Origin of the sequence: Robinsoniella peoriensis, from assembly GCF_000797495.1 — a bacterium.
GTDB classification, from domain to species: Bacteria; Bacillota; Clostridia; order Lachnospirales; family Lachnospiraceae; genus Robinsoniella; species Robinsoniella peoriensis.
On record NZ_JTGN01000023.1, the window covers coordinates 1 to 25,207 of the forward strand.

The 25,207-nt window shown below is 38.4% G+C and carries 26 protein-coding genes; 4 read left to right on the top strand and 22 right to left on the bottom strand.

Going from position 1 to position 25,207, the window contains the following annotated elements; translation table 11 throughout:
* On the bottom strand, positions 1-227 hold a 227-nt coding region (locus tag QR40_RS27965; protein ID WP_044297751.1), incomplete at its 3' end, for an HTH domain-containing protein.
* Between the two features lie 793 nt (positions 228-1,020).
* A complete protein-coding gene (locus tag QR40_RS32750; protein ID WP_255348045.1) occupies positions 1,021-1,143 on the bottom strand; it encodes a hypothetical protein in 123 nt (40 codons plus the stop codon).
* A gap of 114 nt (positions 1,144-1,257) precedes the next feature.
* Between QR40_RS32750 and QR40_RS27975 the strand changes: the two genes are divergently transcribed.
* Together QR40_RS27975 and QR40_RS27980 are read left to right on the top strand one after the other, a co-directional pair.
* Positions 1,258-1,497, top strand: coding sequence for a hypothetical protein (locus QR40_RS27975; RefSeq protein ID WP_027292092.1), 240 nt, complete (start codon positions 1,258-1,260; stop codon positions 1,495-1,497).
* A complete protein-coding gene (locus tag QR40_RS27980; RefSeq protein ID WP_044297753.1) occupies positions 1,497-2,078 on the top strand; it encodes an SOS response-associated peptidase in 582 nt (193 codons plus the stop codon). The genes QR40_RS27975 and QR40_RS27980 overlap by 1 nt, the downstream gene beginning before the upstream one ends.
* A 39-nt stretch (positions 2,079-2,117) precedes the next feature.
* On the opposite strand, the gene QR40_RS27985 is transcribed toward QR40_RS27980, so the two are convergent.
* The 7 genes from QR40_RS27985 to QR40_RS28015 form a co-directional block, all read right to left on the bottom strand.
* Complete coding sequence (locus tag QR40_RS27985) at positions 2,118-2,813, bottom strand: ABC transporter ATP-binding protein (protein ID WP_027292094.1); 696 nt, start codon at positions 2,811-2,813, stop codon at positions 2,118-2,120.
* Between the two features lie 22 nt (positions 2,814-2,835).
* Entirely contained in the window at positions 2,836-5,316 is a 2,481-nt protein-coding gene (locus QR40_RS27990; protein WP_081999084.1) for an ABC transporter permease, read from the bottom strand.
* Between the two features lie 170 nt (positions 5,317-5,486).
* Positions 5,487-6,893: a HAMP domain-containing sensor histidine kinase gene (locus QR40_RS27995; RefSeq protein ID WP_044297754.1), complete on the bottom strand. Its 1,407-nt coding sequence runs from the start codon at positions 6,891-6,893 to the stop codon at positions 5,487-5,489.
* Positions 6,894-7,598, bottom strand: a complete 705-nt coding sequence (locus QR40_RS28000) for a response regulator transcription factor (protein ID WP_027292097.1) — start codon at positions 7,596-7,598, stop codon at positions 6,894-6,896.
* Positions 7,599-7,637: 39 nt separating this feature from the next.
* Entirely contained in the window at positions 7,638-8,264 is a 627-nt protein-coding gene (locus QR40_RS28005) for a VanZ family protein (protein ID WP_044297755.1), read from the bottom strand.
* Positions 8,265-8,583: 319 nt separating this feature from the next.
* Positions 8,584-9,357, bottom strand: a complete 774-nt coding sequence (locus tag QR40_RS28010; protein WP_044297756.1) for a nitroreductase family protein — start codon at positions 9,355-9,357, stop codon at positions 8,584-8,586.
* 39 nt (positions 9,358-9,396) lie between these two features.
* Positions 9,397-10,146, bottom strand: coding sequence for an EFR1 family ferrodoxin (locus QR40_RS28015; protein ID WP_044297757.1), 750 nt, complete (start codon positions 10,144-10,146; stop codon positions 9,397-9,399).
* A gap of 109 nt (positions 10,147-10,255) precedes the next feature.
* Here QR40_RS28015 and QR40_RS28020 point away from each other — a divergent pair, with 109 nt between their 5' ends.
* Both QR40_RS28020 and QR40_RS31990 read left to right on the top strand, forming a co-directional pair.
* Positions 10,256-10,780, top strand: coding sequence for a TetR/AcrR family transcriptional regulator (locus QR40_RS28020; RefSeq protein ID WP_027292101.1), 525 nt, complete (start codon positions 10,256-10,258; stop codon positions 10,778-10,780).
* A gap of 44 nt (positions 10,781-10,824) precedes the next feature.
* Positions 10,825-10,962 (top strand): hypothetical protein, encoded by a 138-nt coding sequence (locus QR40_RS31990; protein WP_156042714.1) that lies wholly within the window; start codon positions 10,825-10,827, stop codon positions 10,960-10,962.
* A 1-nt stretch (position 10,963) separates the two neighbouring features.
* Here QR40_RS31990 and QR40_RS31995 read toward each other — a convergent pair whose 3' ends face one another.
* The 13 genes from QR40_RS31995 to QR40_RS28090 all read right to left on the bottom strand — a co-directional run bounded on the left by QR40_RS31995 (position 10,964) and on the right by QR40_RS28090 (position 25,199).
* Entirely contained in the window at positions 10,964-11,761 is a 798-nt protein-coding gene (locus QR40_RS31995; protein ID WP_160295881.1) for an ATP-binding protein, read from the bottom strand.
* 494 nt (positions 11,762-12,255) lie between these two features.
* The gene (locus tag QR40_RS28030) at positions 12,256-12,984 is read right to left on the bottom strand and encodes a LytR/AlgR family response regulator transcription factor (RefSeq protein WP_334291807.1); all 729 of its coding nucleotides are present in this window, start codon (positions 12,982-12,984) and stop codon (positions 12,256-12,258) included.
* Positions 12,953-13,555, bottom strand: coding sequence for a uridine kinase family protein (locus QR40_RS28035; RefSeq protein ID WP_052431100.1), 603 nt, complete (start codon positions 13,553-13,555; stop codon positions 12,953-12,955). Before QR40_RS28035 ends, QR40_RS28030 begins: the two co-directional genes overlap by 32 nt.
* Positions 13,556-14,138: 583 nt before the next feature.
* On the bottom strand, positions 14,139-16,460 hold the full coding sequence (locus QR40_RS28040; protein WP_044297759.1) for an FtsX-like permease family protein: 2,322 nt from the start codon (positions 16,458-16,460) through the stop codon (positions 14,139-14,141).
* Positions 16,457-17,140: an ABC transporter ATP-binding protein gene (locus tag QR40_RS28045; RefSeq protein WP_027292104.1), complete on the bottom strand. Its 684-nt coding sequence runs from the start codon at positions 17,138-17,140 to the stop codon at positions 16,457-16,459. Before QR40_RS28045 ends, QR40_RS28040 begins: the two co-directional genes overlap by 4 nt.
* Positions 17,141-17,409: 269 nt before the next feature.
* Positions 17,410-18,603: a site-specific integrase gene (locus tag QR40_RS28050; RefSeq protein WP_044297760.1), complete on the bottom strand. Its 1,194-nt coding sequence runs from the start codon at positions 18,601-18,603 to the stop codon at positions 17,410-17,412.
* Between the two features lie 78 nt (positions 18,604-18,681).
* Positions 18,682-18,894, bottom strand: a complete 213-nt coding sequence (locus tag QR40_RS28055; RefSeq protein WP_044297761.1) for an excisionase — start codon at positions 18,892-18,894, stop codon at positions 18,682-18,684.
* Between the two features lie 97 nt (positions 18,895-18,991).
* Complete coding sequence (locus QR40_RS28060) at positions 18,992-19,513, bottom strand: dCTP deaminase/dUTPase family protein (RefSeq protein WP_044297762.1); 522 nt, start codon at positions 19,511-19,513, stop codon at positions 18,992-18,994.
* Between the two features lie 18 nt (positions 19,514-19,531).
* Positions 19,532-22,735 carry a TSCPD domain-containing protein gene (locus QR40_RS30440; RefSeq protein WP_052431101.1) on the bottom strand — a complete coding sequence of 1,068 codons (3,204 nt, stop codon included), beginning with the start codon at positions 22,733-22,735 and terminating at the stop codon, positions 19,532-19,534.
* A 68-nt stretch (positions 22,736-22,803) separates the two neighbouring features.
* Positions 22,804-23,541, bottom strand: coding sequence for a hypothetical protein (locus QR40_RS28075; protein WP_044297763.1), 738 nt, complete (start codon positions 23,539-23,541; stop codon positions 22,804-22,806).
* 31 nt (positions 23,542-23,572) lie between these two features.
* Positions 23,573-24,139: an ATP-dependent Clp protease proteolytic subunit gene (locus QR40_RS30445; protein ID WP_052431102.1), complete on the bottom strand. Its 567-nt coding sequence runs from the start codon at positions 24,137-24,139 to the stop codon at positions 23,573-23,575.
* Positions 24,140-24,159: 20 nt separating this feature from the next.
* Positions 24,160-24,738: a hypothetical protein gene (locus QR40_RS28085; RefSeq protein ID WP_044297764.1), complete on the bottom strand. Its 579-nt coding sequence runs from the start codon at positions 24,736-24,738 to the stop codon at positions 24,160-24,162.
* A gap of 218 nt (positions 24,739-24,956) precedes the next feature.
* Positions 24,957-25,199 carry an HPr family phosphocarrier protein gene (locus QR40_RS28090; RefSeq protein WP_044297765.1) on the bottom strand — a complete coding sequence of 81 codons (243 nt, stop codon included), beginning with the start codon at positions 25,197-25,199 and terminating at the stop codon, positions 24,957-24,959.
* Positions 25,200-25,207: the final 8 nt, after the last annotated feature.

A 25,207-nucleotide genomic window follows, 5' to 3' on the forward strand; every position in this document is an offset into this window, starting at 1 on the left:
TCCCGAATGTGTCTGGCAATGCTCCATACCCTGCGGTCCCCAAGGACGGCAGGATCATAGCCATGATCTGCGAGGATCTGCCGCGGAATCTCCCCTAACTGGTATTCCGAGTAAAAGATCTCCTTGAACTCCCTGGTAAAGGTTAATTGGAATTTGGACACCTTGTAGGTGTAAGGATTTTGACGAAGCAGCAGCATTTGTTCATTGGTAAAAGGGTTTTTGGTCATGGTATTCCTCCTGTTCTTAGATAAGAATACCATAAGCCAAGAGAGGTGTCTAAGCCAAAAGAGGCCTCAGCAATCATCCAAGCCAGTTGTCCCAGAAACAGGGTATACCAGCAAGGCATGTCCACAATTGGGGTTCTGAAAGGTGAGGGGGTGTCCATTTATATGGAACTAATGGGAAGGGATGTCTAAAAAAATGGGAGCCCCGCTAAATGATGTGTCCACACTTATGGGTACATTATAAAATGCTCAGATCTGCTATACGCCTTCCAAACGCCTGCCATGGTCCGCCCCCTTCTCTTTCCGGGATGCAGTTTATTGATACAAAGCTGGTTTTCTCAGCATGGTTGGGCCCCGGGGTTGTGGCATGCTGTACGCTATTGGCATAGAACACTTTAAAACCAATAAACCAGCTGGATGTTATCACTGTGAACTGTCTCGAAATTCTACCACAGTATATTTGTGGTTATAGTACCTACATCCAGTTAAGTCTGTGATCAGGAAAGCAGGTAAAATTTCGTCTTATCATCCCCCTTTCACACTGAACTGCCGTAACACACTCTGCTGCATCCAAAAACGAACAGACCGTCACAACCCAGGGGTCTCCACCAGGCTGAGAAAACCAGCTTTGTATCAACGAATGCTATCTCGGAAAGATGGGTGTGGGAAACTGGTATGGGCGGAGGAAGCGTAGAGCAGAGCTGAGTATTTACTTGCCTTTCCGGAGTGTTTTTTGGCGGATAGTATTCGACTGGCTCCCATCGGATACTAAGCGGGTACTGAACCGAGAAATGCATCAGGATTTCTCGGTGAATACCCGCGTGCCGCCAAAAAGCGCTTCGGAAAGGTTAGAAAATACCAGTTCTGCGGCCAGCTGACGGAGCCCATGCCAGTTTCCCACACCCATCTTTCCGTACACTACCTATCATTTACAAAGCGTCTTTAATCAGCTAAACCCCAATCTGTTCACCATACTAATAATCACCAGAACTGAACAGCGATAACACAACACGCTCTATATTGAGGTAAACGTATGACAAAGAAAATATTTGTAGAAGTAACTGCCCGCTTTGGAACAGACGGTACCATTACACCGCTGAGTATCCTGTGGGAAGATGGCCATATATATACCATCGACAAAATTATAGATATCAGACGGGCGGCTTCTCTAAAAGCCGGTGGTCAGGGTATGCGGTATACCATAGCTATCGGCGGGCACCAGGCTTATCTGTTTTATGAAAATCCAAATTGGTTTGTGGAGGGAAAATTTTAATGTGTGGAAGATATAGTTTGTTTACAGAAGAGGACAATCAGGAAATCATGAGAATTGTGCAGAATATAACTGCAAGGTATCCGGAAAATAATATGAAGCGGGGTGAAATATTCCCAACTAATACAGCACCTGTTTTAAAAGCCGAAAACAGTCAAATTGATACCGATCTTTCCATATGGGGCTTTCCGAACTTCAGAACAAAGGGAGTCATTATCAATGCCAGGTCTGAAACGGCTGAAGAAAAAAGAACCTTTCGGGAAAGTCTCCATTCCAGAAGATGTGTCGTCCCCAGTACCGGTTTCTATGAATGGGCTCAGGATGGCAGTAAGACAAAATATCGTTTTACCCTTCCCGGGCAAAAAACGCTTTATATGGCGGGAATCTACAATGTATTTAAAGAAGAAAAACGGTTTGTCATCCTGACCACAGAGGCAAACAATTCCATGGCTGACATTCATAACCGCATGCCTGTTATCCTGACCAAAGATAAGGTAGCGGACTGGATCTTAACGGAAGAATTTGCCGTTCCCTATCTGCATGCAGTTATGCCGGTTTTAGACAGAGAGCAGGTGAAAACCTGATTCCTCAATCCTGCATGGAAAGATTCGTATTTCTGAAAGTCAGCTATTTTCCACGATCACCCCGTCCTGCACCATTATAATCCGGTCACTGCACCTGGCCGCTTCCTGTGAATGCGTTACCATAATAATAGTCTGACCGATTTTATGGTTTATTTCTCTCAGCAGCTCCATAATTTCCGCCCCCGTTTTACTGTCCAGGTTCCCGGTAGGTTCATCGGCAAACAGAATTTCTGGGTTTCCGATTAAAGCACGTGCAATAGCCACACGCTGCTGCTGGCCTCCTGACAGTTCCCGGGGTGTATGTTTCCGCCTGTCATCCAGTCCCACGATCCCTAATATTTTATCTAACTGCCCTTTATATTCTTTCATTTTTTTACCGTCCAGTAAAAGCGGCAGCATAATATTTTCCTCCACATTCAGATTTGGTATCAGATTATAAAACTGAAATACAAATCCTATATTTCTGCGCCGGATTATACTCATTTTGTCATCATTAAAATGAGAGATATCGGTCCCGTTCATCAGCACTTTTCCCTTTGATGGCTTATCCAGACCGCCCAGAATATATAATAGAGTACTTTTTCCTGAACCGGACTGCCCCATGATAGATACAAATTCTCCCTGCATCACCTCTAAAGACAGACTTTTTAAAATCCTGTTTGTTGTACCTCCAACTTGAAATTCCTTTATAACGTCTACTGCTTCAATTGCCTTGTTTTGATATTTCCTGCTCATGATGATACCTCCTGGTAAGTTGTTATTCAAATTTTATCTCTTCTACTATTTTCATGTTCTTGCTTTTTATAATCGGCACTGCCGAGCCAATGAGAGTAACAGCGATTCCTAAGATTCCAGCCAGAAGAAATGTTTTAAAATCCAGCTTGGGCATCATGGAAATCTTTGGACCCGCAACTATGAAAATTGTCTGAATTTCCATTGCGGATATGGCCATTCCAATGACTGCCCCCAGAAATCCGGAAGTAAGTCCTTCAATCATCGTCATTTTAATATTTTGCCTGTTACTTTGCCCCACAGACTTATACATGGCAATAGACCGCCGCTTTTGTATATAGTTAATCAACAGATTATTTATGATGCCGATTGCCGCAAGCAAGAGTATAAAATAAGTCATATAGTTCATAGGCGCTAAGAATCCGCCGATGGTGCTTAGCGAATCATTATTAAATTCTTCAACCGTCCGGCTCCAATTCCATGTATCGCCGAATAGTTCTCTCACCTGAATCATAATGGCATCCGGATCGGCTGCAGTATACGCCATAAATCCAAAGACGGACTGGCTAAAATCCTCAGCTGCATAAGCGGATGGTATTACAGCCTGAACATCGCTTGCGCGGGATTTAAAACTGCCGGCAATTGTATACGGTACATCTCTATTTCCGTTTGACAGCTGAATTGTATCACCAACATCACAGTCCAGCACCTTAATGGTATCTTCATTTAAAATGATTGACCGCTTCTCTCTAAATGCTTCTGCCGCCTGTTCCTTCATTTCCGGATCTGTATAATTGATCGCTAACATCGAGCTATATGTCTCAATGTCATCGGTGCCTTCTACCCTTGTAAATGTCATATTTTTGCAGGAAATTTCATGATCCATCACATAAAGAGGCAATACTTTTTCAATCCCCTCCATCTGTTCTACCTGATCTATAAATTCCTGATTCATTTCACCATCTGCAAACCCCTGCAATTCGGCATCACGAAACACATCTCCTACATAAGTCTTAACAAAATCCCCCACTACACTGATTGCAATTACTGCTGAAATACTGATAAACAGTAACGTAATATTCTGTGTGATATTTTTATTCTTCTTCATATTCCTGGCAGCAAGTTTTCCCTCGTTTCCCCATATTTTTTCGTAAATTATCTCAAAAAATGCGGATGCCAGATCGGTAAACAGCGGGATGAGTATAATAGCAGCCGCTATTAATCCCAGCAGAGAAAATCCGCCAGCTATATATAACGCATTGCCCGTTGCTATTTGCGGCAGTATAACAGATGCAATTAGCATAACAATGCCCAAAATTAAAACTGTACTGTTTGAAACATTCTTTTCCTCTACTGTTCCTAAAACCACATCCTTTATTGGAAGACGGCTGGCGCGTTTGACCGGTATATATGCACTGAGCAATGATGCAATAATAGAAACCGCTACAGATACCACAACTCCCACAGGCGCTATTACCGCAGGTATAGATATTCCCTGATCCAGCGACTGGCCCAATCCTTGCAGCATAATATTAAGTACCACAATACCACTAGGAATCCCAAGTAATCCTCCGAAACACCCATACAGGATACTTTCCATCATAAGAATTTTCTTGACAGTTTTCTCATTTGCTCCAATGCTGCGAAAAGTTCCTATGATTGGAAGGCGCTCTAATGTAATCACTTTATAACTGCTGAAGATAATAAAAACGCTCATCGTCAATGAAAAGAAGCTGATTAAAAAGAATGGCATTGTTTTCTGTCTGGCACCGGAGACAATCTGAGCTTCATTTACCGTATTGCTGACTCGATATTTTCCAGTGGGAAGCTGTTCTGACAATTTATTGATCAGACTTTCTGTGTCAATACCTTCTTTTTGTTCAATCAAAATTTCCGTATAGCCGCCGGCTTTCTTCATTATCTCAGCCAGGGTACCCCAGGGCAGCAATGCAGTTGTGCCACGGGTGTGTCTTAAAAATACGGTATCATATGCCGCAATGTCCGCCACTTCAAATGTATAGGATTTTCCTCTGATATCCAAAGTGATGGAATCCCCCTGATTTATGTTATACTTTGATGTAAAACGATCCGGCAAAATAATTTTGTCTCCTGTAAAATCAGAGATCTCATTACCATTTAACAAGCGCGGTTCATTAATCTGTTTCAATTGTTCCAAATCCGACGAGATCAGGTCAAAAGATTCAAAATAGCCATTTTTATGGTAAATAGCCGAACTCTCTAATATTCCTGCTATTGATTGTATCTCATCTAAATCAGGGATATCTTCCATTCTGGCTAATACGCCTGAATCCGCACTTTGGACCGATATAGTTGCCGTTCCAGCCTTTCCCCTTGCCATTTTTCTTTGGGCACTTTCGTAAGAGGAACCGATAGAAAATGAAACAAACAGCAACATGGTTGACAATACAATGGATAGCAGCATAACTGCGGTTCTGGTTTTACGTTCTTTTACATTCGTGAGAACATACTTTAAAATAATTTTCAATTTTACACCTGCTTTCTCTCTAATTTTCAATTTTTTGTCGTTCTAAAATTTTCAAAAAATAGTTTCACCTTCAACAGAAAAAAGGTTGACAGCTACCATAATTACATGATAACCTGTCAACCTTAATCACACTTTCATTGAACCTTATTTATCCTTAATACCCAGCTTTTCTAATATTTCGGAAAAGAAATATGAAACACTGTACCTGTTCCCAGCGAACTTTTCACGATAATTGTTCCTCCATGTATTTCTACGATCTGCCTGGCTATTGCCAGACCCAGTCCGGTACCTTCCGTCTTTTGCGCTGTATTGGTTCCCCGGTAATACCGCTGAAACAGATTGGACACTTGTTCCTCCGTCATACCCTCTCCGTCATCGGAAAGGAGAATCCCGATATTTTCATCTATTGTAATATGTATCTCCACTTTCGTATTGCAGTTTCCATGTACAAATGCATTTATAATCAGATTGCTAAATGCCCTCTTCAACAGTTGATGATCAAAGTCAAATCTCAGGTCGGAAATACCACTGTCAAAAACAATTGCATTGGATGCATATTCAGGTGAGTTTAAAATATCTATGGATAACTCCTTTAGAAATCTGATCAGATTATCATTTTGCCGTTGAAAGGGCAGCATCCCATTTTCCAGTTGATACGTTAACTTCAAATCATTAACCAGCGTGTTTGCATATTCTATATTCCGAAGCATAATGGAAGCATATTTTTGTATTTGTACCTGAGAAGGAAGTTGCCCGTCATGTGCCAGAAGTTCCGCATATCCTTTGATTGGTGCCAGCGGCGTTTTCAAGTCATGGGTTATATTTGTAATCCACTCTTCCCGCATGATATCTGTTTTCTTCTGTATCGCATCACTGGCATGAACTTGTTCATTAAGGGTATTCAAGCTCTTATAAACATCCGAAAATGTTCCATTCTTTTTAATGGGCAGATACTCCCTCTTTGCAATATCACCCACTGCCACTGTTATCCTGGAAATGAATTTCGTTACCCAATACCCATATCCGATTCCGGAAATCAATATGATTAAAAACAAAATACCTGCTGCAGAAAGTATAATCGTTTTTCCCCCAGTAAATTTGCTCCCATCAAGAAACATCGTTACAGTTGAGATGGAAACAGGAAAATGTATGATGTAAATAAACTCATCCGTCTTGTTTGTTACGGTTCCCAGATATACCGTTCCATCTGTTACATATCCCTGACCGGATAATCTCAACAGTTCCGCATTGGAATAATGATTTTGCTGATTTTCCGGTTCCTGGAAACCATAAACCCTGTTCCCCTCCCCGTCCAATACCTGCATCCACAATTTCTGTTCCTGAAGCTGTACCATTGCGGATTGTTTTATACGTGGTTTATCATCTATAAAAATAATCTGATCCGCAAAATCTTCCGTAAATGTTTTTGGAAAATCGCTCCTGATATATGTACCATTTGGCTGCCGGACCGTAATCAGAGAATCGCAAATGCCTATTCCGGCTAGCATCAGAATAAAAATGACAAGAAAAAAGGCAACGTACGTCTGCAATATTGTTCTATAACCAGATTTTCCCATCTATTCCACTCTTTCCAGAAGTTTATATCCTAACCCTTTTATCGTAATCAATTGCTTTGGTTCTGAAGGGTTTGTTTCTATTTTTTCTCTCAGATGCCTGATATGGACCATTATCGTATTATCACAAATACTGCTGTATTCACCCCAGATCTGCTCATAAAGGCGTTCTTTGCTTATGATTTTATTCTTATTTTGTACAAGAAATGAAAGCAGTAAGAATTCCCTTCCCGTTAAATTCAGTTCTTTTCCTGAATTATAGGCATGGTTGCTTTCCATATCCACACTCAGTCCACCCGCCGTATATACCATATGATTTGCCTTAGAAGTGCAGGCGCAATATCGCTGCCTGCGTAATTGTGCCTGCACACGGAAAGAGATTTCTCTGGGGCTGAACGGCTTTGTTATATAGTCATCTCCGCCGTTGGATAATCCCAGTATCTTGTCTATATCATCATTTTTAGAAGATAAAAATAAAATAGAGCAATAAGAAAAACTGCGGATTTGCTTACATACTTCGATACCGTCCAAATCCGGCAGCATAATATCAAGTATGACCACGTCCGGTTCAAAACATTTGCACAGGTTCACGGCGTCCCTGCCGTTATATGCCTTTCTTATATTTCGAAATCCATCACCTTTTAAGACTTCCTCTATTAGATCTGTTATATCTTTTTCATCATCAACTAATAAAATTTTACTATCCATTATTTTCCCTCCTCTGTTAATTACAAAATGAAAGCCAGATCAGATATTGTAAAGTATCTTCACTAATCCAAACTCATTAAATAATAAAAACCTTCCAAGAAACATAACACCCATATAGATAATCGGTTCGTATCTGCTATAATCTGAACGCTTATGATCCCATTTTGTAATTTTAATAAAGAATAAAAATAATAGATAACCTAAGATTGTACCAAGTGTATTCATAATCAGATCATCCACATCCGTTCGCCTATGGTTGCACAACTGGCTGATCTCAATCAGCAGGGAAAAACAAAATCCATATAACAGCATATACGGGAACTTCCCGGTTTTCGGCCATATGACAGGCATCAGAAATCCAAGCGGAACAAACAGCAGGATATTCAGCAGATAACCCGAGAGATCTATATTCTTAGAAAATGGTAATAAATTGACTTCATTTGCCCGTACCTCTATCCCATACATATTTAAATCGAACAGCGTACCTGCCCCGGTCAGATAAAAGACTGCATAAATATAACATGTAAATAGGAGATGCAGAACAAAATAACTCTTTGTACCTGCAATGCCTTTTTTCTTATATTGTTTATTTCTTATTATGTAAAGGATTAAAAGGGGGGTTAAGACCGTTAGAAATTCATAGAGTTTTAAAATATTCTCATTCATTTGTACTCTCCTTTTCGTTTTTCATAAGACTGGCGATCAATTATCAAGAGTATGATTCCATGAAGACTTGATTAATATAAATATAATAACCTATAAACCTTAAACTAATTTTTATTTTATCTTAATTAACCTTATTTTATAGGGATAATACTTATCTGTATACTTTATTTATGTGGAGAGCCATTCGCTCTATAGCGGTTCAGGTACTCCGCTTTTATCTGAGCCGTATTAATTCATAAAAAAAAAAGGCTGTCTGAAACAGCCTTAATTTAACTTTCCCTTGTCTTTCACTATGAGAAATGAATAGAAATGTATGAAACTACAAAAAACGTATCTTCGCTGTCTCTTTCTGTGCAGTTCGGTGATATGTTACTCCCGAATACCCCAGAACCAGCGTAGCGATAACTCTGTTTTTGCGTTTTAAGCCAAGTGCCTTGCGTAATGAACGGGACATATTTGCAGCCATGCAGAAGAAGCCGCTGTATAGCACACCCAATCCGTTGGCCTCTGCCATAAGAGCCATGTTAGAGGCGGCAAGTGCTCCGTTTATTTCATCTTTCGCCACAATCACAATTACAGCCGGTGCCTTATTAAAGAAAAAGTGGTCATCAATTTCCTTATTTTTTGCCATGGGATTCACAAGCCGAGCAAATGGCAGCAGCCTTCTAAAAAAACGGACTGCCATTTTTTCATAACGCTCTATATGTTCCTTTAACACGATATAGGATACATCCTGTGCATTTTCCCCGCTTGGTGTCAAGCGCCCGGCCTCTATAATCTGTGCAATCACTTCTGGAGCAACCGGCTGATTTTTAAACTGCCGTATGGTTCTTCTGGTTCTGATAGCATCCAGTAATTGCTGCGGATCTAATACAGTGGGCTTTTTAAATTCCATTGGCGGCTCATCAAAACCCGTCATGGAAACAGCCGCCTTGGGACAGACAGCGACACAATGCCCGCACTTGATGCATGCCTGGGATTCAATAACCGCTTTTTTATTTGTAATTGAAATATTGCTTGCCGGACAATCTCTGCGGCACATACCGCATCCGATACACTTTGCAGTGTCTACCTCAATTCTATGCTCTTTCATAATACAATCTACCTTTCCCTATCATACTTTCTAATTATTTCATTCTTCCATAATGTAATGGCGATGCCGGCCTTTTGAAGACTTCTTATATTCAATAGCTTCTACCGGACATCCTGCGATACATGCCATGCAATGGGTACAATTTCCTTTCCATAAAGGTTTGCCATTTACCATAACAATATTGTTTAAAGGGCACCTGCGGGCGCATTTTCCACAGGAAATACATTCACTGGATGCAGTGAATCCCCTGTCATGTACAAGGAGTGGATAATATATGCCATTAACCGGACCGCTTAATATTTTGTCTCGAAACGATATTGCCGGTTCCGGGAATTTTTCTCCTTTTTGTATCTGTATGGCAAGTTTTGAAATTGCCGGTTTCGCAGCTTCTACAATATTTTTACACTCCTGTTCACTAGGTGTTGGGAACATCGCCACATAATTCTCCGGCATAGGAATCGAAGCAATTCCATTAAATTGCATCTTTTTTTCTTTGCAGATCTTTTTTGCGTAAGCATTTGCATTTCCGCTGCTGCCATCGCAGGTAAGAACAAAATAGGCATTTCGATTTCCCGCGAAATCAGTCTCATCAATCCATTGTTCCACCACTTTTGGCATACGCCAGGCATAAGTTGGCGTTACAAACACCAGGGGCTTTTTTGATTGGAACGTATTTTTTTTACCCTTCTTCAAACAGTTATTAATGGAAATCATCTCATCACTGGTGGTTTCAGCAATCATCTTAGCCGCTAATTGACTGTTCCCGGTTCCGCTAAAATAGAAAATCATATTTTCCTCCTCTTGACATTTATAGAAACGTTTAATATGATATAAATTGTATCACATCAATCCTTCCTGTCAACTATCCAACCTGATACAAAATAAGGAGAAATGTTTCATGGACAAGAGAAAAATAGCAAATCAGTTAGTGAAAGACCGGCTGCTGTCCGCACTGGTTGCCCTCATGCAATACAAAGACTGGTCTAAAATTACAGTAACAGAATTAATTAAAGACTCCGGCGTTGCCCGGGCTTCTTTTTATCGTAATTTCAAATCAATTGAGGAACTTGTTGAGTATGGGCTCCATCAGATGACACTCAGCTACCACGAGGGAAGTCCCTCCCCGGTGGAAGACTTTCATAGTTGGGATCTGATGCGTTACAAGTTTCGGTTTTATGGAGAACACGCAGCACTTATCCTGGCTTTTCACCGTGCAAAATCTTCAATTTCCCTGCTTGATGTGGTCACAGACTGTGTGATTGAAGCACATGGAGATATGCCCGCAAGTTCCATCCTGAAATATGAACTATATTACCATGCCGGGGCATTTTACAACATGGTGCTGTGCTGGCTGGAAGGTGGGGCGAAAGAATCACCGGAAGCGATGGCAGATGAATTTTTGCGTATTACAAATAATTCCTGATACAATAAATACTAATAATCAAATGCAAAGTTACGGAGCACTTTATGAACTTAAGAACAATTATGGTATTTCCAGATTTCAAAAATATGGACTCGTTTAGTACCATCGTTCATAAAGTATCCGTTGAAATGATTGGGGAAAATCAGGAATCTGTGATTATAATAGAGAAGCATTTATATTGAATTACCCGATTTTAACCCCCTCAAAGGAAAGTGTAATGATCGTACGATAAATGTGCTCTTCGTATGAGGACTGCAGCACCCCATCATATTTTAAAACAGCCGATTCAATATTCTTCATCCCGTACCCATGCAGTGTCTTATCTTCTTTTGCTGTATTTCGTTCCCCATCACTGTTGTATTCCGGCTGAAGGCTGCTGTTTTCCAACTTTATAATCAATATATTCTGAATGCGTCTGATGGTCAGATAAATAAAGGGAGACTCCTGCGTTCCCATTCCTGCCGCTCTTTCACATGCCTCGATTGCATTGTCTAAAAGGTTCGAGAGTATGGTACATAGATCATTGGGCCGGATATTTGTATTATTGGGAAACTCAATATTCATCTCCATTTGGATACCTTTTTCTTTAGCCTTTGAATATCTGCTGTTAATAATATAATCTACGGTTTCGTCCCCGATCCATATAACAGACGCAATCTCTTTTAGCGGTTCACTTAGATTTTCAATATATTTTACCATATCTGTGTCCTTGCTTTTATTTGCCATTTGCAGCATGATCTCTAAATGTCTGTGAAAATCATGAAAAATTTTAGCATTAACAGCGTACGCCTGATTTAGAGCAGAATAGTTTTTTTCAAGCAGTTCTTTCTGCATATTAATTGTTGAAATATATTCCTTTTCTTTTTGATATCTAATATGGCTGTACACCAGAGAAATCCGCAAAAAGATCACAGCAAGCAAGATTCCCCAAATAATAAAAACCGTAGACTTGTCACCTATGGAAAAAGTTTTGTAACTCAAAAATGAAATCCCCATAAAACCAACTATAGGCGTTCCGTAAATAGAATTATAGTAAGGCTTTATTTCTTTTAAAATGCGTTTATTTCCAGGAAACAGCAACATCCAGATATAAAAAAAGATTTTTAAGCTGATCCAGATACATACACACATAATTAGGGATAGTTGTAAAAATTCTTTTAACAATAACCAAACCACAGTATCAAACAAATATATTATACTCAAACATAAACAGACGGAAGAGATTAGAAGTTTTGGCTTTACCCGTAACAAATATTTTGATAATCCCGCAACAGCTATGACAAGAATAAGCTGTTCCACTTCAAAGATCTGGAAAAAACTCTTCCATAGACATAAACAGACAGCGAGTCCAGCACTTGCCGCACATCTTGGAAATGATAAGGCTCTGCCTTTTTCCTCAGTAAACAAAATTTCACTCCAGCTGATACACAGGACTATATTCATAAACAAAATCAGAAATTTCAGTACGAAATTCATCATATACGTTTCCCCCAATAGGAATTCAGCGCAATTTTTACCCCCTGTAAATGGGATCTGCTGATTGGTAATTCTATTTGATTCTTTAGATAAATCATACTATTTTTTATTTGCGTTACTTGTATCAGATTTACGATACATCCCCGTTCAACAAAAATAAACTCTTCCGAATCCAGTTCTTCATGAACAGTCTGAAGACTTCTCCTCACCTTTATGACACCATGGAAAGTCGTTATTGCAGAATTCTTTCCATCTCTCTGAATATAAAGAATATCCTGAAATCTTACTTTCTCCATACGATTTGCCGTCAAAACTATATAATTTTTATTACTCTCCAGCATAATTAATTTCAGAGCATCTGTCACTGCATACGTCAACCTTTTCTCCAGATCATCTTTTGGCACATAGCGGAAAATAGATAGCTCAAAACTATCTATTGCATACTTAATATGGGAAGTGATGAAGATTACCCGCATATTTGGCATCTTAGGTTTTATAGACTGCACAATCTCCATACCGCTTATATTTGGCATCTCAATATCCAGTAAAATCAAATCGTAGAAAAAATCATCTTCTAATATATCCGATAAAAGCATCTCTCCATTGGAATAAGTGATAATATCTGCAATGCATTTCATCTGGCTAATACATTCCTGTAAAATCTCCTCGTTTCTGTGAATAGAATCGGACTCATCATCACAAATGGCAATTCGAATCAATCTGTTCACCTCCGGCTAATTCACCCCGAACGATATGTCCAATTCCGATAACAGCCTTTTCCGTAGCAGCCATTCCATTAATTATGAAGTCGGCTTTCCACTTTGTCGGTTCTACGTATTCATTATGGCGATACCTGACCAGTTCCAGATAAACTTCTGCAATTTCTTCAAAGGATTTGCCCCATGACATGTTTCTTCTCAATCTTCGGATGATTCTTTCGTCTGCGGGACAATCCACATAAAGTTTCAAATCAAGCATATCAAATATGTTTTTCTCCCATAACGTCAAAAGTCCTTCAATCAAAATAACATCATATCCCCCGGAATCCATATGGATTAGCAGATCTGAATACACGCTTTTCAAATCCATAGTATCCGGATGGTTATCGTCTATATACTCTTTGCCGCTGACCGGCGCTTTAGAAACAGGGCGTTCAGTCTCCGGTTTGAAATAATCATCCATATGTATGTCTATTACCTTTAATCCCTGTTTACCCAGAAATTCCGCAAGCTGCTCACAAAAAGCAGACTTCCCGCCGGCAGTTCCTCCTGCTATGCCAATTACATAACAAGTTTTCATTCTCACACTTTCCTCCTTTTAAACAGGCTGTTTAAAAACCTGGCACATTATGAGCTGCTCATTATATGCCAATCTAATTGTTTTTTTCAGTATATTTCATTTTTATTAATAATTCCAGCACTATTTTATAATTTCCAGAAACTACAGGATAACTTATCTGCATAGATAACTTGCTATATTTTTACCTCTATAATAACTAAGCCACCGATAGGTTGATTTTATAATAGCATTAAAATCCTGTCAATCAGAAACCGGTAGGAATATCCAAAGAGATATGATAAAATAATTACGCTCATTTGCAGCCGTCTCATGTTAATCTGCGTTGCTTGCCGCAACGGTACTTTTAACATAAATTGTACTAGGTATAATTATTAGTATAATTGTGATAAATATCATTATGATAATCGTTAGTGTGGTTTCTTTTAACATCTATGACAGTAAAGGGAAAGTGACCGTTATAGCTCAATCTGAGATGGTGTTACCAGACGAATAATATTTTAAGCTTATAAACCGTTTGAAAAGTTCAATATAACCGGTCCTCGTTGGAAACTATCAGACCGGTTATATAGACATTTATTTTCTATTACTGGGCATTAACCACATTTACAATACTCAGCTTCTCAATCTTTTTCGATGGTGAAATGACTGCTATAAATGTCGTAAGAGCAGAGGCTGCAATTGTTACCCCCAATACCAGAAACGGCGGCTGCCACTCCACTCCCCAGTTTTCAGTAACCATCATGGTAAATACCATTTTGTGACATAACATACCTAATATACTTCCTGCCAGACTTCCTACCACTGCATAAGAAGCAGCTTCTGCCCAAACCATACGCTTTAATTGTCTGGCACTCATACCTACCGCACGCATCATTCCATATTGGTTGATACGGCTGGAAACGCTGCCATTTACTGTATTTACTATATTCAGCAGAGCTACAAAAGCAATGACCATTAAGAATCCATACACAAATACCGACATTGACAGATAAGCTGCCTGCACATCCTGGTTCGCACTCCGTTTGTCCAGCAATGAAACCTGGGATCCCCCCGCTATTTGGCGGATTTTTTCATCCAGGTCAGAGGGGGCATTTGCATTTACCTGTACATCGATAATGGTGTAATCACTGGTTCCGGTCAACGACGTAAACGTATTTTCTGAACAGATTACAGCCTGTTCCCCCGCAGCTCTGTCATAAGGGGCATCTGCTAAGATGCCTGCAACACGCAATGAAGTTTCACCTTTTGGTAAGTTTACGGTGATCGAATCACCCACATGCCAGTTCTGTTCCTCCGAGTATATGACCAAAACTCCGTCTCCATCCTTCGCATCTTCTATATTTCCCTCAATCAGCTGATCTTCTACCCAATCGAACTGATACTGTTCATGAGAGATCAGCATAGCAGTATTGACGTGATCTCTTCCGGTTACCGGAATGTTGTATGCAAACATACGGCCATATGTTTTTTTGACGCCATCCAATTCACTGATTTCTTTGGCCAGGTCATGCTTAATGGACGGTGCATTTTCTTCAGCCAGTATACTGATATCCGGAGCATAAGGCCGAAGGGGATTCAGTGCATGGTTCATAAACGTGATCAAAACTGTAAAACACAGGAATAAAACAATACTGATGGCAAATGATCCGGAAAGTAAAAATGTATTCTTGCCGCTCTGGAACGCATGGTTTACCCCCATCCCGGTCTCCACATGAAAGAGACGGGTATTTGCCGCTTTTCCGGCTGCTTTCATTCCACCTACGCTGCCAGTCAGTGCTGCCTGAGGCGAAACTCCTGCTGCTTTTTTACATGGAGTATTGGATGCCAGCATGACCGTCAGAAAACCAACACCGGCACCCGCTAAAAGTGCAGGCACGCTGATCTGAAACAGTGGCATTTCCGCAAAAAATGCTGCGTTAAAAAATTTAAGGTAAGCTGATGCCGCCCACATCATAAGCGTACCACCCAGTAATCCAATTGGAATTCCAACTGCACACAGGCGGAGCCCTTCCAGCCTCACATAACGTTTTACCTGCTTTTTCGTCGCCCCCAAACAGCGCATCATCCCGAAAAACTGTACACGCTCCGTCACCCGCATTGTAAAGCTGCTGGAGATCATAAAAGTACCTGCACAGAGTATCAGCACAAACAAAATACCTGCTACAAGATACAACTGGTACATTCCACTGTCATTTCCCTGTCCCAGTAAACCAAGCAGCACCCGGTTCGTACCTACCTGATCATCGGACAATCCATAATCTGTTTTTATTTCCTGTATCGCCTGGCGCATGTTGGCACCTTTTTTAAACTGGATGTAATATACCCCATACACATCACCAGTTGACAGTCTTAAAATTCCTTCTGTAGTAAGGTAAATGGCATGCCGGTCAAAAGACTTCAGGGAAACAAAATCGCTGCTGATGCCAGTAATTTTAAACTGGCGTACAGTTCCATCTGCCAGGGTAATATCTGCCGAATCACCCACTGAATATCCCAGCTTCTGCATTGCTGACCTGTCCATCATTATTTCTTCCGGAGATTCTGGAAAACGCCCTTCTGAGGCTTCCATATTCATCTCCCTGGAAATTGCCTCGTCGCCGCCGGAAATACGTACCTCCACATCTCCGGTTTTTCCGCTCTCAATTTCATAAAACCAGCCCGAAACTGCCACATCCGGTCTTTCACCAATCTGTGTAGCAATTTTAGAATCGGGGTTCATAACAGCAGCATGATAATTACCATAAGTCTTAATATGTTCATTCATTTGTGTCTTCACGCTCATTTCAGCCATGCCGAATACTGCCACAACTAACAGTACGGATACGGCAATACAGGTAATGGTTAAGCGATTCTTCTTTTTATGCACTTTTGCATATTCAGAAATCAATCCAAGATAGCTTTTCACTCTGCATACCCCCCTAAATCAGTGAGTACCCCGTCCGATACCCGTAATACCCGATCTGCTGTGGAAGCTATACTGCGGTTGTGGGTAATCATCAGGATCGTCTGGCTGTACCGCTTGGATGCAGACTTAAGCAGGGAAATTACTTCACTGCTGTTTTGCGTATCCAGGTTTCCTGTTGGTTCATCAGCCAGAATCATCATCGGACGGGTAATGAGCGCCCGCCCGATGGCGACACGCTGCTGCTGTCCGCCGGATAATTGGCGGGGTAAATGATTGCGTCTTTCTTTTAAAGACAAAACCGACAGCAATTCTTCCACATAATCCTGATCCGGCTTTTTATAATCCAAAAGCAGGGGAAATATCATATTTTGTTCAACAGTTAACTCCGGAATCAGATTGAAAGCCTGAAATATAAATCCAATATTCCGCCTCCGGAAAATCGTAAGCTTTTCATCATCCATCTCCAGAATTTCCCTTCCGTCAATCTGAATACATCCAGAGGTAGGCGTGTCCAGAGCCCCAATCATATTCAGCAGTGTACTTTTTCCTGATCCGGATTCACCCACCACGGCTACAAACTGACCCTTTGGGACAGAAAAAGATACATTTTTCAGCGCCTCCACTGCAGTCTCCCCGCTCCCGTATGTTTTGTATAATTCCTTTACTTCCAATAAATTCATTTTAAAATCCACCTTTCTAAAGCATGTTTAACAGGCTTTCATTCGATGGGTATAGTATAACATAGCTACCTTGCATAGAGGTGACTCTTAGATTACACATGTGTAAGATTCCTAGAGATAATATATCTTCATATAAGTCCTCAAATGCTGATATTTACTGACTTTATATCCTCTGAGAATTACACAACATATTATAACTGGTATATATTTACACGGTGTAATGGTGTAAACTATGGTGTAAAATAACGTAGTTTTAACATTTACACCATTTAGGCTTCCAGAATACCAATTCTAATCATATTTTTTTCTACGCGATCAACATTTACATGGTTATAAACATCGTTAGTTATTTTTGAACTGCTGTGCCCCATTAGATATTGTATAACCTTTAACTCCATTCCATCTTCTGCTTTTCTTGTACATCCTGTGTGGCGTAATATATGCGCAGAAATTTGATCTATTCTAAGATCAGACTTTACACTTTTATTATAGTTATTTACCAGAACTTTTAAGGCACTATTAAAATTCGCACAATTTGTTAGATTTCCCCGTTTACTGTAAAACAAGAAATCTGTATACCCATCAACTTCATATTCTTTAGGTGTATTTTTTCTTATCTCTTTAACTATTTTATAAACCCTTTTTGACATAGGGATGGTTCGAATACCGCAATCAGATTTGGGAGGGGCTATGCTGTATTTTTTAAAGTATTTTAATTGATGATTAATAATTATCCTCCGTTTTTTCATATCGATATCGTTAATTGTTAGACCAGCAAATTCACCTATTCTACACATCGTATCTAATAAAAAAACTATTTGCAAATACATTTGATAATCATTTTCTCTTGCAAATTTGATTAAACCTTCTTCCTGCTCCCGTGTGAGTGCAAATCTTTTTTTTTCGATTCCACATATTTCATTTATACATCTTTTGACTGGGTTCTTTAAGATCAACTCATCATCCAGTGCCATATTGAATATAGCATTAATTAATTTATTGAAGAATGTTATCGATCCATAAGAAATTCCATCATCTTGCAACTCTTCATATATCTTAATAATATCATTGCGTTTTATCTCAGAAATTCTTTTATTTGCTTCTCTTTTATCTCGAATATGCTTGTTCCACATCCCCATATAATTTACTTGGGTTGACTCATTTAGTGGTCGCCCTTTGTGCTTTTTCCGTATAATGTATTGATCAAACATATCGTTCAGAGTAATTTTGCTATCATAGATTCCCTTCTCTAACTTCTTTTTAATGACCTCTTCTTTTTCTCGCAAAGAAGTATCATCTCTTTTTCCCGCAGGAACTCGGTCTGTAGGAACTAATTTCCAGCTATAAATGGTATGTCTTTCTCCTTTTAGATCTACATATCTATATTGATACTTTCCTTCCTTTCTTTGGCTTTCCCCTGTTCTTAATAATCTCCCTCTTAAATCTTTACGTTTTTCAGACATTATTCTATCTCCTTTCATATTTTGAAAAGAGCTTTGATATGATCTATTTATACTATCATATAATAGCCTCTTTCTCAACTATATAGCCTGGAGTGTATCGTTAAATTTTTCAAATTGTTTACGTTTAATCATCTTGTGAGTACCTTTGCGTAATACAAAATCACAATTAGGATCATTTGTCAATTCATCAATTCTATTAATACCTATACCAGAATATGCGGCTGCTTCTTTAACAGTAAGGTTCATTTTGCACCAAAATGGGATCTCGTTATACAAATTAAATTTATCCATTTTTATCTCCTTTTCTTACCTCGATGTTTACAAATTCTCCGAATAACCACCTATTCGGAGGTCTACCCAAATATTTACCGTTCACATTATCAAATACCTATAAACGATGCTGATCTGTGCTCCCAATTCCACCATTCCTAATTGCGGTAACATCATCATCAATAGTTATGCCGTATTCTACAAAAATCCCCTGCATAAAAGCATCTCCTGCTTTAAGTTGTACTAGTTTGCCCTCGTTACTTTCGTTTGAAATCTTAGCAAAGATATGCCCTTCATTGTCAGAGTAAAAGTAATCGCTATCTATAATCGAAACTGTATTGTTCAGCCGAAGACGATATTTAAAACCCAATCCGCTTCTGGGATAACATTTCAATACCCAACCTCCTTCCATTTCCACTCGAATTCCGGTAGGGATTTTAACTGTACGCCCCGGAGCCAGTGTAATATCCTTTGGAATATAGAAATCATATCCCGCAGAGCCGGTTGTGGCTCTTTTGGGAAGTTTGACTGCTTCATATAGTTGTGCAATTTTAAGTTCGGTAAATACGGGGCATTCTTCTCTATAATCTTTTAGAAATTGGTTATAACTTACTTTATGGAATTTTGCTATTCTCTGCATTTCTTTCTCCTTTTTTACTTAATCGCATTTGCTCCATCCACAGCTTTTACATATATTGCATCCTCCTTCAAAGGAGAGTGCTTCACCACATTGTGGGCATGGATTTACAAGGATTTTCTTTTTATTCTGCTTAATAAGTTTTGAATTCATATCTTCATAATCTTCATTAATTTCTTTAATGAATTCCTCATACATATCAATCAGCCCATTACCAATAGCAACTGGACAACAAGATCCTTTTGATGTATCTTTTTTTGTTGCTGATCTAACCGCATATGAAGGGCATGAACCACAGCTTTTTAATTGGTCTACAATAGAATAAATATCTACTCCAGCCCTAGCAGACAAAGATATCATTCTTGAAAGACCGATCATAAAATTGTTACATCCGCCTTGTGAGCCTTTGCTGAAGTATGTTTCCAATAAGTCTCCTGTATCTGGATCAAAGAATGCCTCACAATGTAAAGTTCCGCATCCCGTTGCGAGTGTACGTTTTTTCCCTATACAATTATCATCTGCTTTTATAATCATTCCTCGGGGCAGTACTTGTTCTCCCCATTTTTCTGCTGTTTCTGCTTTACTTGGCGTTGTAAGTATTCCAGTACGTTTACACCCATCCCGAAAGATTGTCACTCCTTTTAGCCTTTTTTCCCAGGCATATAAATAAAGTCCCCCAATTTCAGTCTGAGTTGTGCTTTCTGGCAAATTAACTGTGGAAGAAATAGCTGTGTCCACATGTAACTGGATTACAGATTGCATATCAATACGATCTCTCCAATTGATATCCGCAGAACTTACAAACGTACCTGGGAATTTTTTTGAACCAAATTTCTCTATATACTGTTTTGCTACATCTATATACACATCATAATATGTATCAGTACCATTTAAAGTTTCTGTTTTACGTTTGTATGATATTTGGAAAGCAGGCTCACAACCAGTGCTAATATTCAACATGGAGCCTATACTGCCTGTGGGAGCCAAGCTTATTAAACTACAATTTCGCAAACCATACTTCTCTATGCCTAATATTTTCAAGTCATCGTTCGTAAAATGTTTTCTGATGATTGATGACCTCAGAACATCTTGCGTATATTTAGGGAATGCCCCTTTTTCTTTTGCTAATTTGTTACTAGCAATTACGGCTCTTCTAAACATAAACCCCATTAAATTGTCAACAAATGCCTTGCTTGAGTCACTTCCATATTTTAAGTTAAGTTTACACAGCATATCCCACATGCCCATTACACCTAACCCAATATTGCGAAAATCTAAAGACATTTTTTTCTGCTGTGCCAAAGCATGATTATCTTTGTTTTCGTCAATAATTTCATCAAGCGCTCTAATCCCCTCATCAATAGCTACCCCAAACTCTTCAAAATCAAACATAGCACTCTCTGTAAATGGATTAATAATAAATTCAGATAGATTAATACTCCCAAGATCACATGCTGCATTTTTAGGTAAAGGCTGCTCTCCACATTGGGCAGTTAGCACACCATTAAATATGCCTGAATGATTACTGAGTTCAGTGAAACAATACACGTCCTCACGATAATCTAAGGCTTTCACACTTTCAACTGTAATGAATCTTTTGGAGGTACGATTAGGAATTATAGCGTTGTTTATTCTATACGGATTAAACCCGAGCCTGTTGAGCTTTAATATATCACTTGCGCTTATAGTCAATCTATATAATGCTTTGGTGTTATAAAATTTGTTTCCCATCCCTTCTGGAAAATATTTAGTTTCTTCAACCCTACATTTATTATAAACAGTTGACACGCCAAGCGTTTCTAACATATAAAATATATTCTTTATAAAATTAGAATCAATTGAAGTAATGCAAATAGAACCGTCTAAATTATTTGAGCCATCAGAATCAACTATTCCTTCTAGCCACCTAAGTTTTGAATTTACAGTATAGCCATTAATTGGAACAAAGGATTTATCATGCTCCACATCCACAGAATATGTATCTCGTCGTTCTGAAATTTCTCTTGCATTAATTGTTGCACAATGTTTCGATAAAGGTTTTTTATGTTTACCATAGAATGAAATATATTTACAATTTCTATCCGCACATTCAAACCCATCTCCACTAAAAAATCCTTGGGTATATGCATTTTTCAATTCTTTACTTCCATCAATTATAGGAAATAAACATTTTATTAATTTATCTCCTGTTTTTAATTCACTTGCTGCGACTCTGCTTCCGTCACTTAAAATAAATTTATGATATGGAGTACATTTTAAAGAACAGCCATTGGAAAGTTTCACCTCAACCAGTTCTTGGTCTTTCGCAGTTTTTTCAGGATGCACTCTGGAAAATTTATATCCGTTCCAAATATTTACTTCTTCTCCAACTAAGTCCTCTATCGGAAAGTGCCCTTTGTCAGTAAGTACTAAAGTGTCTTTTGTAACGCAAGGATTGCATGTCTCAATATTGTACGCATTACAAAACTCCATTAAATTGTAATTCCTAAATTGGTTTGTAAAAATACATCCAGGTTCTGCCCAATCATAAGCCTTCTCCATCATTAATCTATATAGTTCAATCGGAGTAACCTCATACTCAATTTTGTTTCCATTGAAATTTTTTACTATCCGCTTCGTTTGAACTTTTCCATAATCATAATATTCTTTTACACAAGACATAAATTCATCATCAACTTCCAAAGAAAGATTTGCTTTCTCAATCTTTCCTTCTTCCGATTTGATTTTAATAAATTCAGGAGCCTCTTTATGCCACGCATCTAGGGATATTAGAAGTGCACCTTTTCTACTTCCTCCTTGAGAAATACTTTCAGTTGTTCTATTATATAGCTCCATGAAAGGTACTATTCCGTCTGACTCAAACTGACCATTGTTGATACCACAACCTTTAGGACGAAGTTTACTCAGTGAAAGACCTTGCCCACCTTGTGTTTTAAATGTAAGGGCTATATCCGTATTAGCTTGCATGATATCATCTAAATTATCTTCGATGAATCCCCTTGAATAACAATTCATCATACTGGCTTTTTTACCTGTATTCCTATTTGCTGTAGTTCTACCTCCAAATAAAAACTTCTTTTCTTTAATCAATCTTCGTAAATTTTTATTGCCACCCGAAACCCTATCTAACCACTCGTCAAACGTTTCATTATTGAACTGGTACTTTTTACTCCATATATCTATTCCTAGTTTATTATCTTTACCTAACCAATCTTCTACAGTCAAATTATTGCCTCCTTATTAGTTGTTATTGCTAATTTATATATTGCATTATTTGCGATGAAACAGTGATTTTATTTATGTTTCTCCATATATAATTCTTTATTGTCTTCCAACTCCCTCAATCTTGTCGAAGCATACTGTAACATATGTATTAATCGGTACTTCTCGTTTTTATAATACTCTTTAACTTCGTCAATAATCTTAATTTCTAATTTATCTTTTCTAGGAAAATAGCAGTCACACATGTAACATTCTTTGCTAATATTTGATCCGACATTTCCTTCACCATCTCCGAAAGCACATTTTAAGCAGCTGCTTCCTCTTGATCCGTCATTGTAGACGGTTATAGAGACACAATCACAATTGGGAAATCTTTCATTATATGCATTGATTTCTTCTTTTGAATAAATACTGTATTGCTTACACTTTTTATGTGGTAATTCCCCTAATCTATAATCAATCCAATCTTGAGGTTTCATAACACAAGGATTCCCCGCACCATTAGCAAATGAATTTGCAAATAATTCTTGAGACTCCAATGGTAGAGAATTAATAAAATTATCAATATTTGATTCAAATTTATATTCTTCTACATAATCAGAGTGGGTAGGAGTTTCATTTACCCATTTTTCATATTCAATGTTTGCACAGTCGTTGCACAATTGAAAATACGTATTAACATCATCATACATACTTCCATATCCCCGTCCATGAATTGAATACCTGTGTATAGATTTTTTATTTAAGCATTTCATGCATATATTTTTATCTGTAATAGCTTTAATTCCCTTGGTATTTATACCATCCACTCTCCTTTTAATTTAAATTGATCCTACGCAATCAGAATCCTGTTACCATATCAGTTGCAACCCCTAAATCAATAGAATCTTCTGGGTAAATATACCAATCTATTTTCTTCTCCTTAATTTCTGCTAACCTTGCTTTTGTAATCTTCGTCTGAGTGCAGATATATTCTACAAGATCCATCCAGAGCCTATCATAGTTAGTCATTGCCTCTTTCATGTCCTGATAAGTACCTACCATTCCACCTGAAAATTCATGACAACACATTTTCGTATGTTTTGTAATAAACCTCCTATGCCCAGCAATAAAAATAAGAAATCCGCAGCTATCCGCATGGCTTGTGCTGTATGTATAAATTGGAGTCTTGCTGTTTAGAATAATATCAACCAATGCCCACATATCATTTGTAAAACCACCATATGAATTAATGAATAATTTAATAGGTTCCCTTTTAAATTTCTTTTCTGCTTCTTCTTTTTCGTTGTCTTCATTAAGCAAATGTAAAAGATTATAACATACCATACTCATACTATCCTGATCAATATCATCATGAATATAAAATATTCGTTTACTTGTATCAATAAACACATTTTCTCTTGCCAAATTTATACCTCTTAAAATATTTAAATTTTTTCTTTCACTCTTTTGTATTTTGCCATTTCATTACTTACAATCCTTACTCCTTTTACTATTGCTTCTTGTATTGTGCCTGCATTTAATATATGGTAATTCCATACTGCTCTTCTCTCATATTCTGAAAATTGCTCATTCTCCATATCATACCTCTTCAAATATGAATCAAGACTTTCACCTCGCTGTTCTGCTCTTCTTTTCCCTACCGACTTCGGCACTCGGATATAAATAATTACAAACTCATATAGATCTGTGCACCTTCTCTTTAAATCATCCAAACCCTTTGGGTCAATGACATAAACATCGCAATCATTAAGGATCTTCTTTGTTGTAAAATACTCAAATCCATTGATGCTTGTCCATGCTGCCATATCGTTAGAATACTGATCTACTTCGTTTTTCTGAATGAATATATGATCACTTTCTTCTGGCGTCTCATTTGTACGTATCGGTCTAGTAGTATAGGACTTGACTTGTTGCAAATGTAATTTTTCACATATTCCCTTAGCGATTGTTGTTTTCCCAGAGCAGCTTCTTCCAATTAATAAAAATACTTTTTTCTTGTCCATATAAAACCTTTCATTGGCTCCAGCTTTTTGTTATCTAGCCAGAGCCCCTTATACTTACCTGCTAACCGTATTTCCGCAATTTAAGCATTCGTACCACATGTCCGTAAATCCTGGAAAATCCAAATCATACCGCTCACTCATTGGATACATAACTCCTCCACATTTTTCACATGCTGGATGATTTGCTAACCAATCATCTTGTACCCGCTCCTCTTCCATCACTTCACCCCATATTTAGATATTTTTGTATAAAAATCATCTGCAACCGCCTTATCTGGAGTTAATATTTCTGCTTGTACCGTCTGTGACAAATCTGCCGAAAAAATTCCTATAATACTTTTCCCATCCAAAATGTACCTGCCTGAATATACGTTTACATCATCCTCGTATGTACTGCAGAGCTTTACAAATTCCTGTGCTTTACTTACTTCATTTAAATTAATCTTCATTCCTCTATTCATTCTATTTC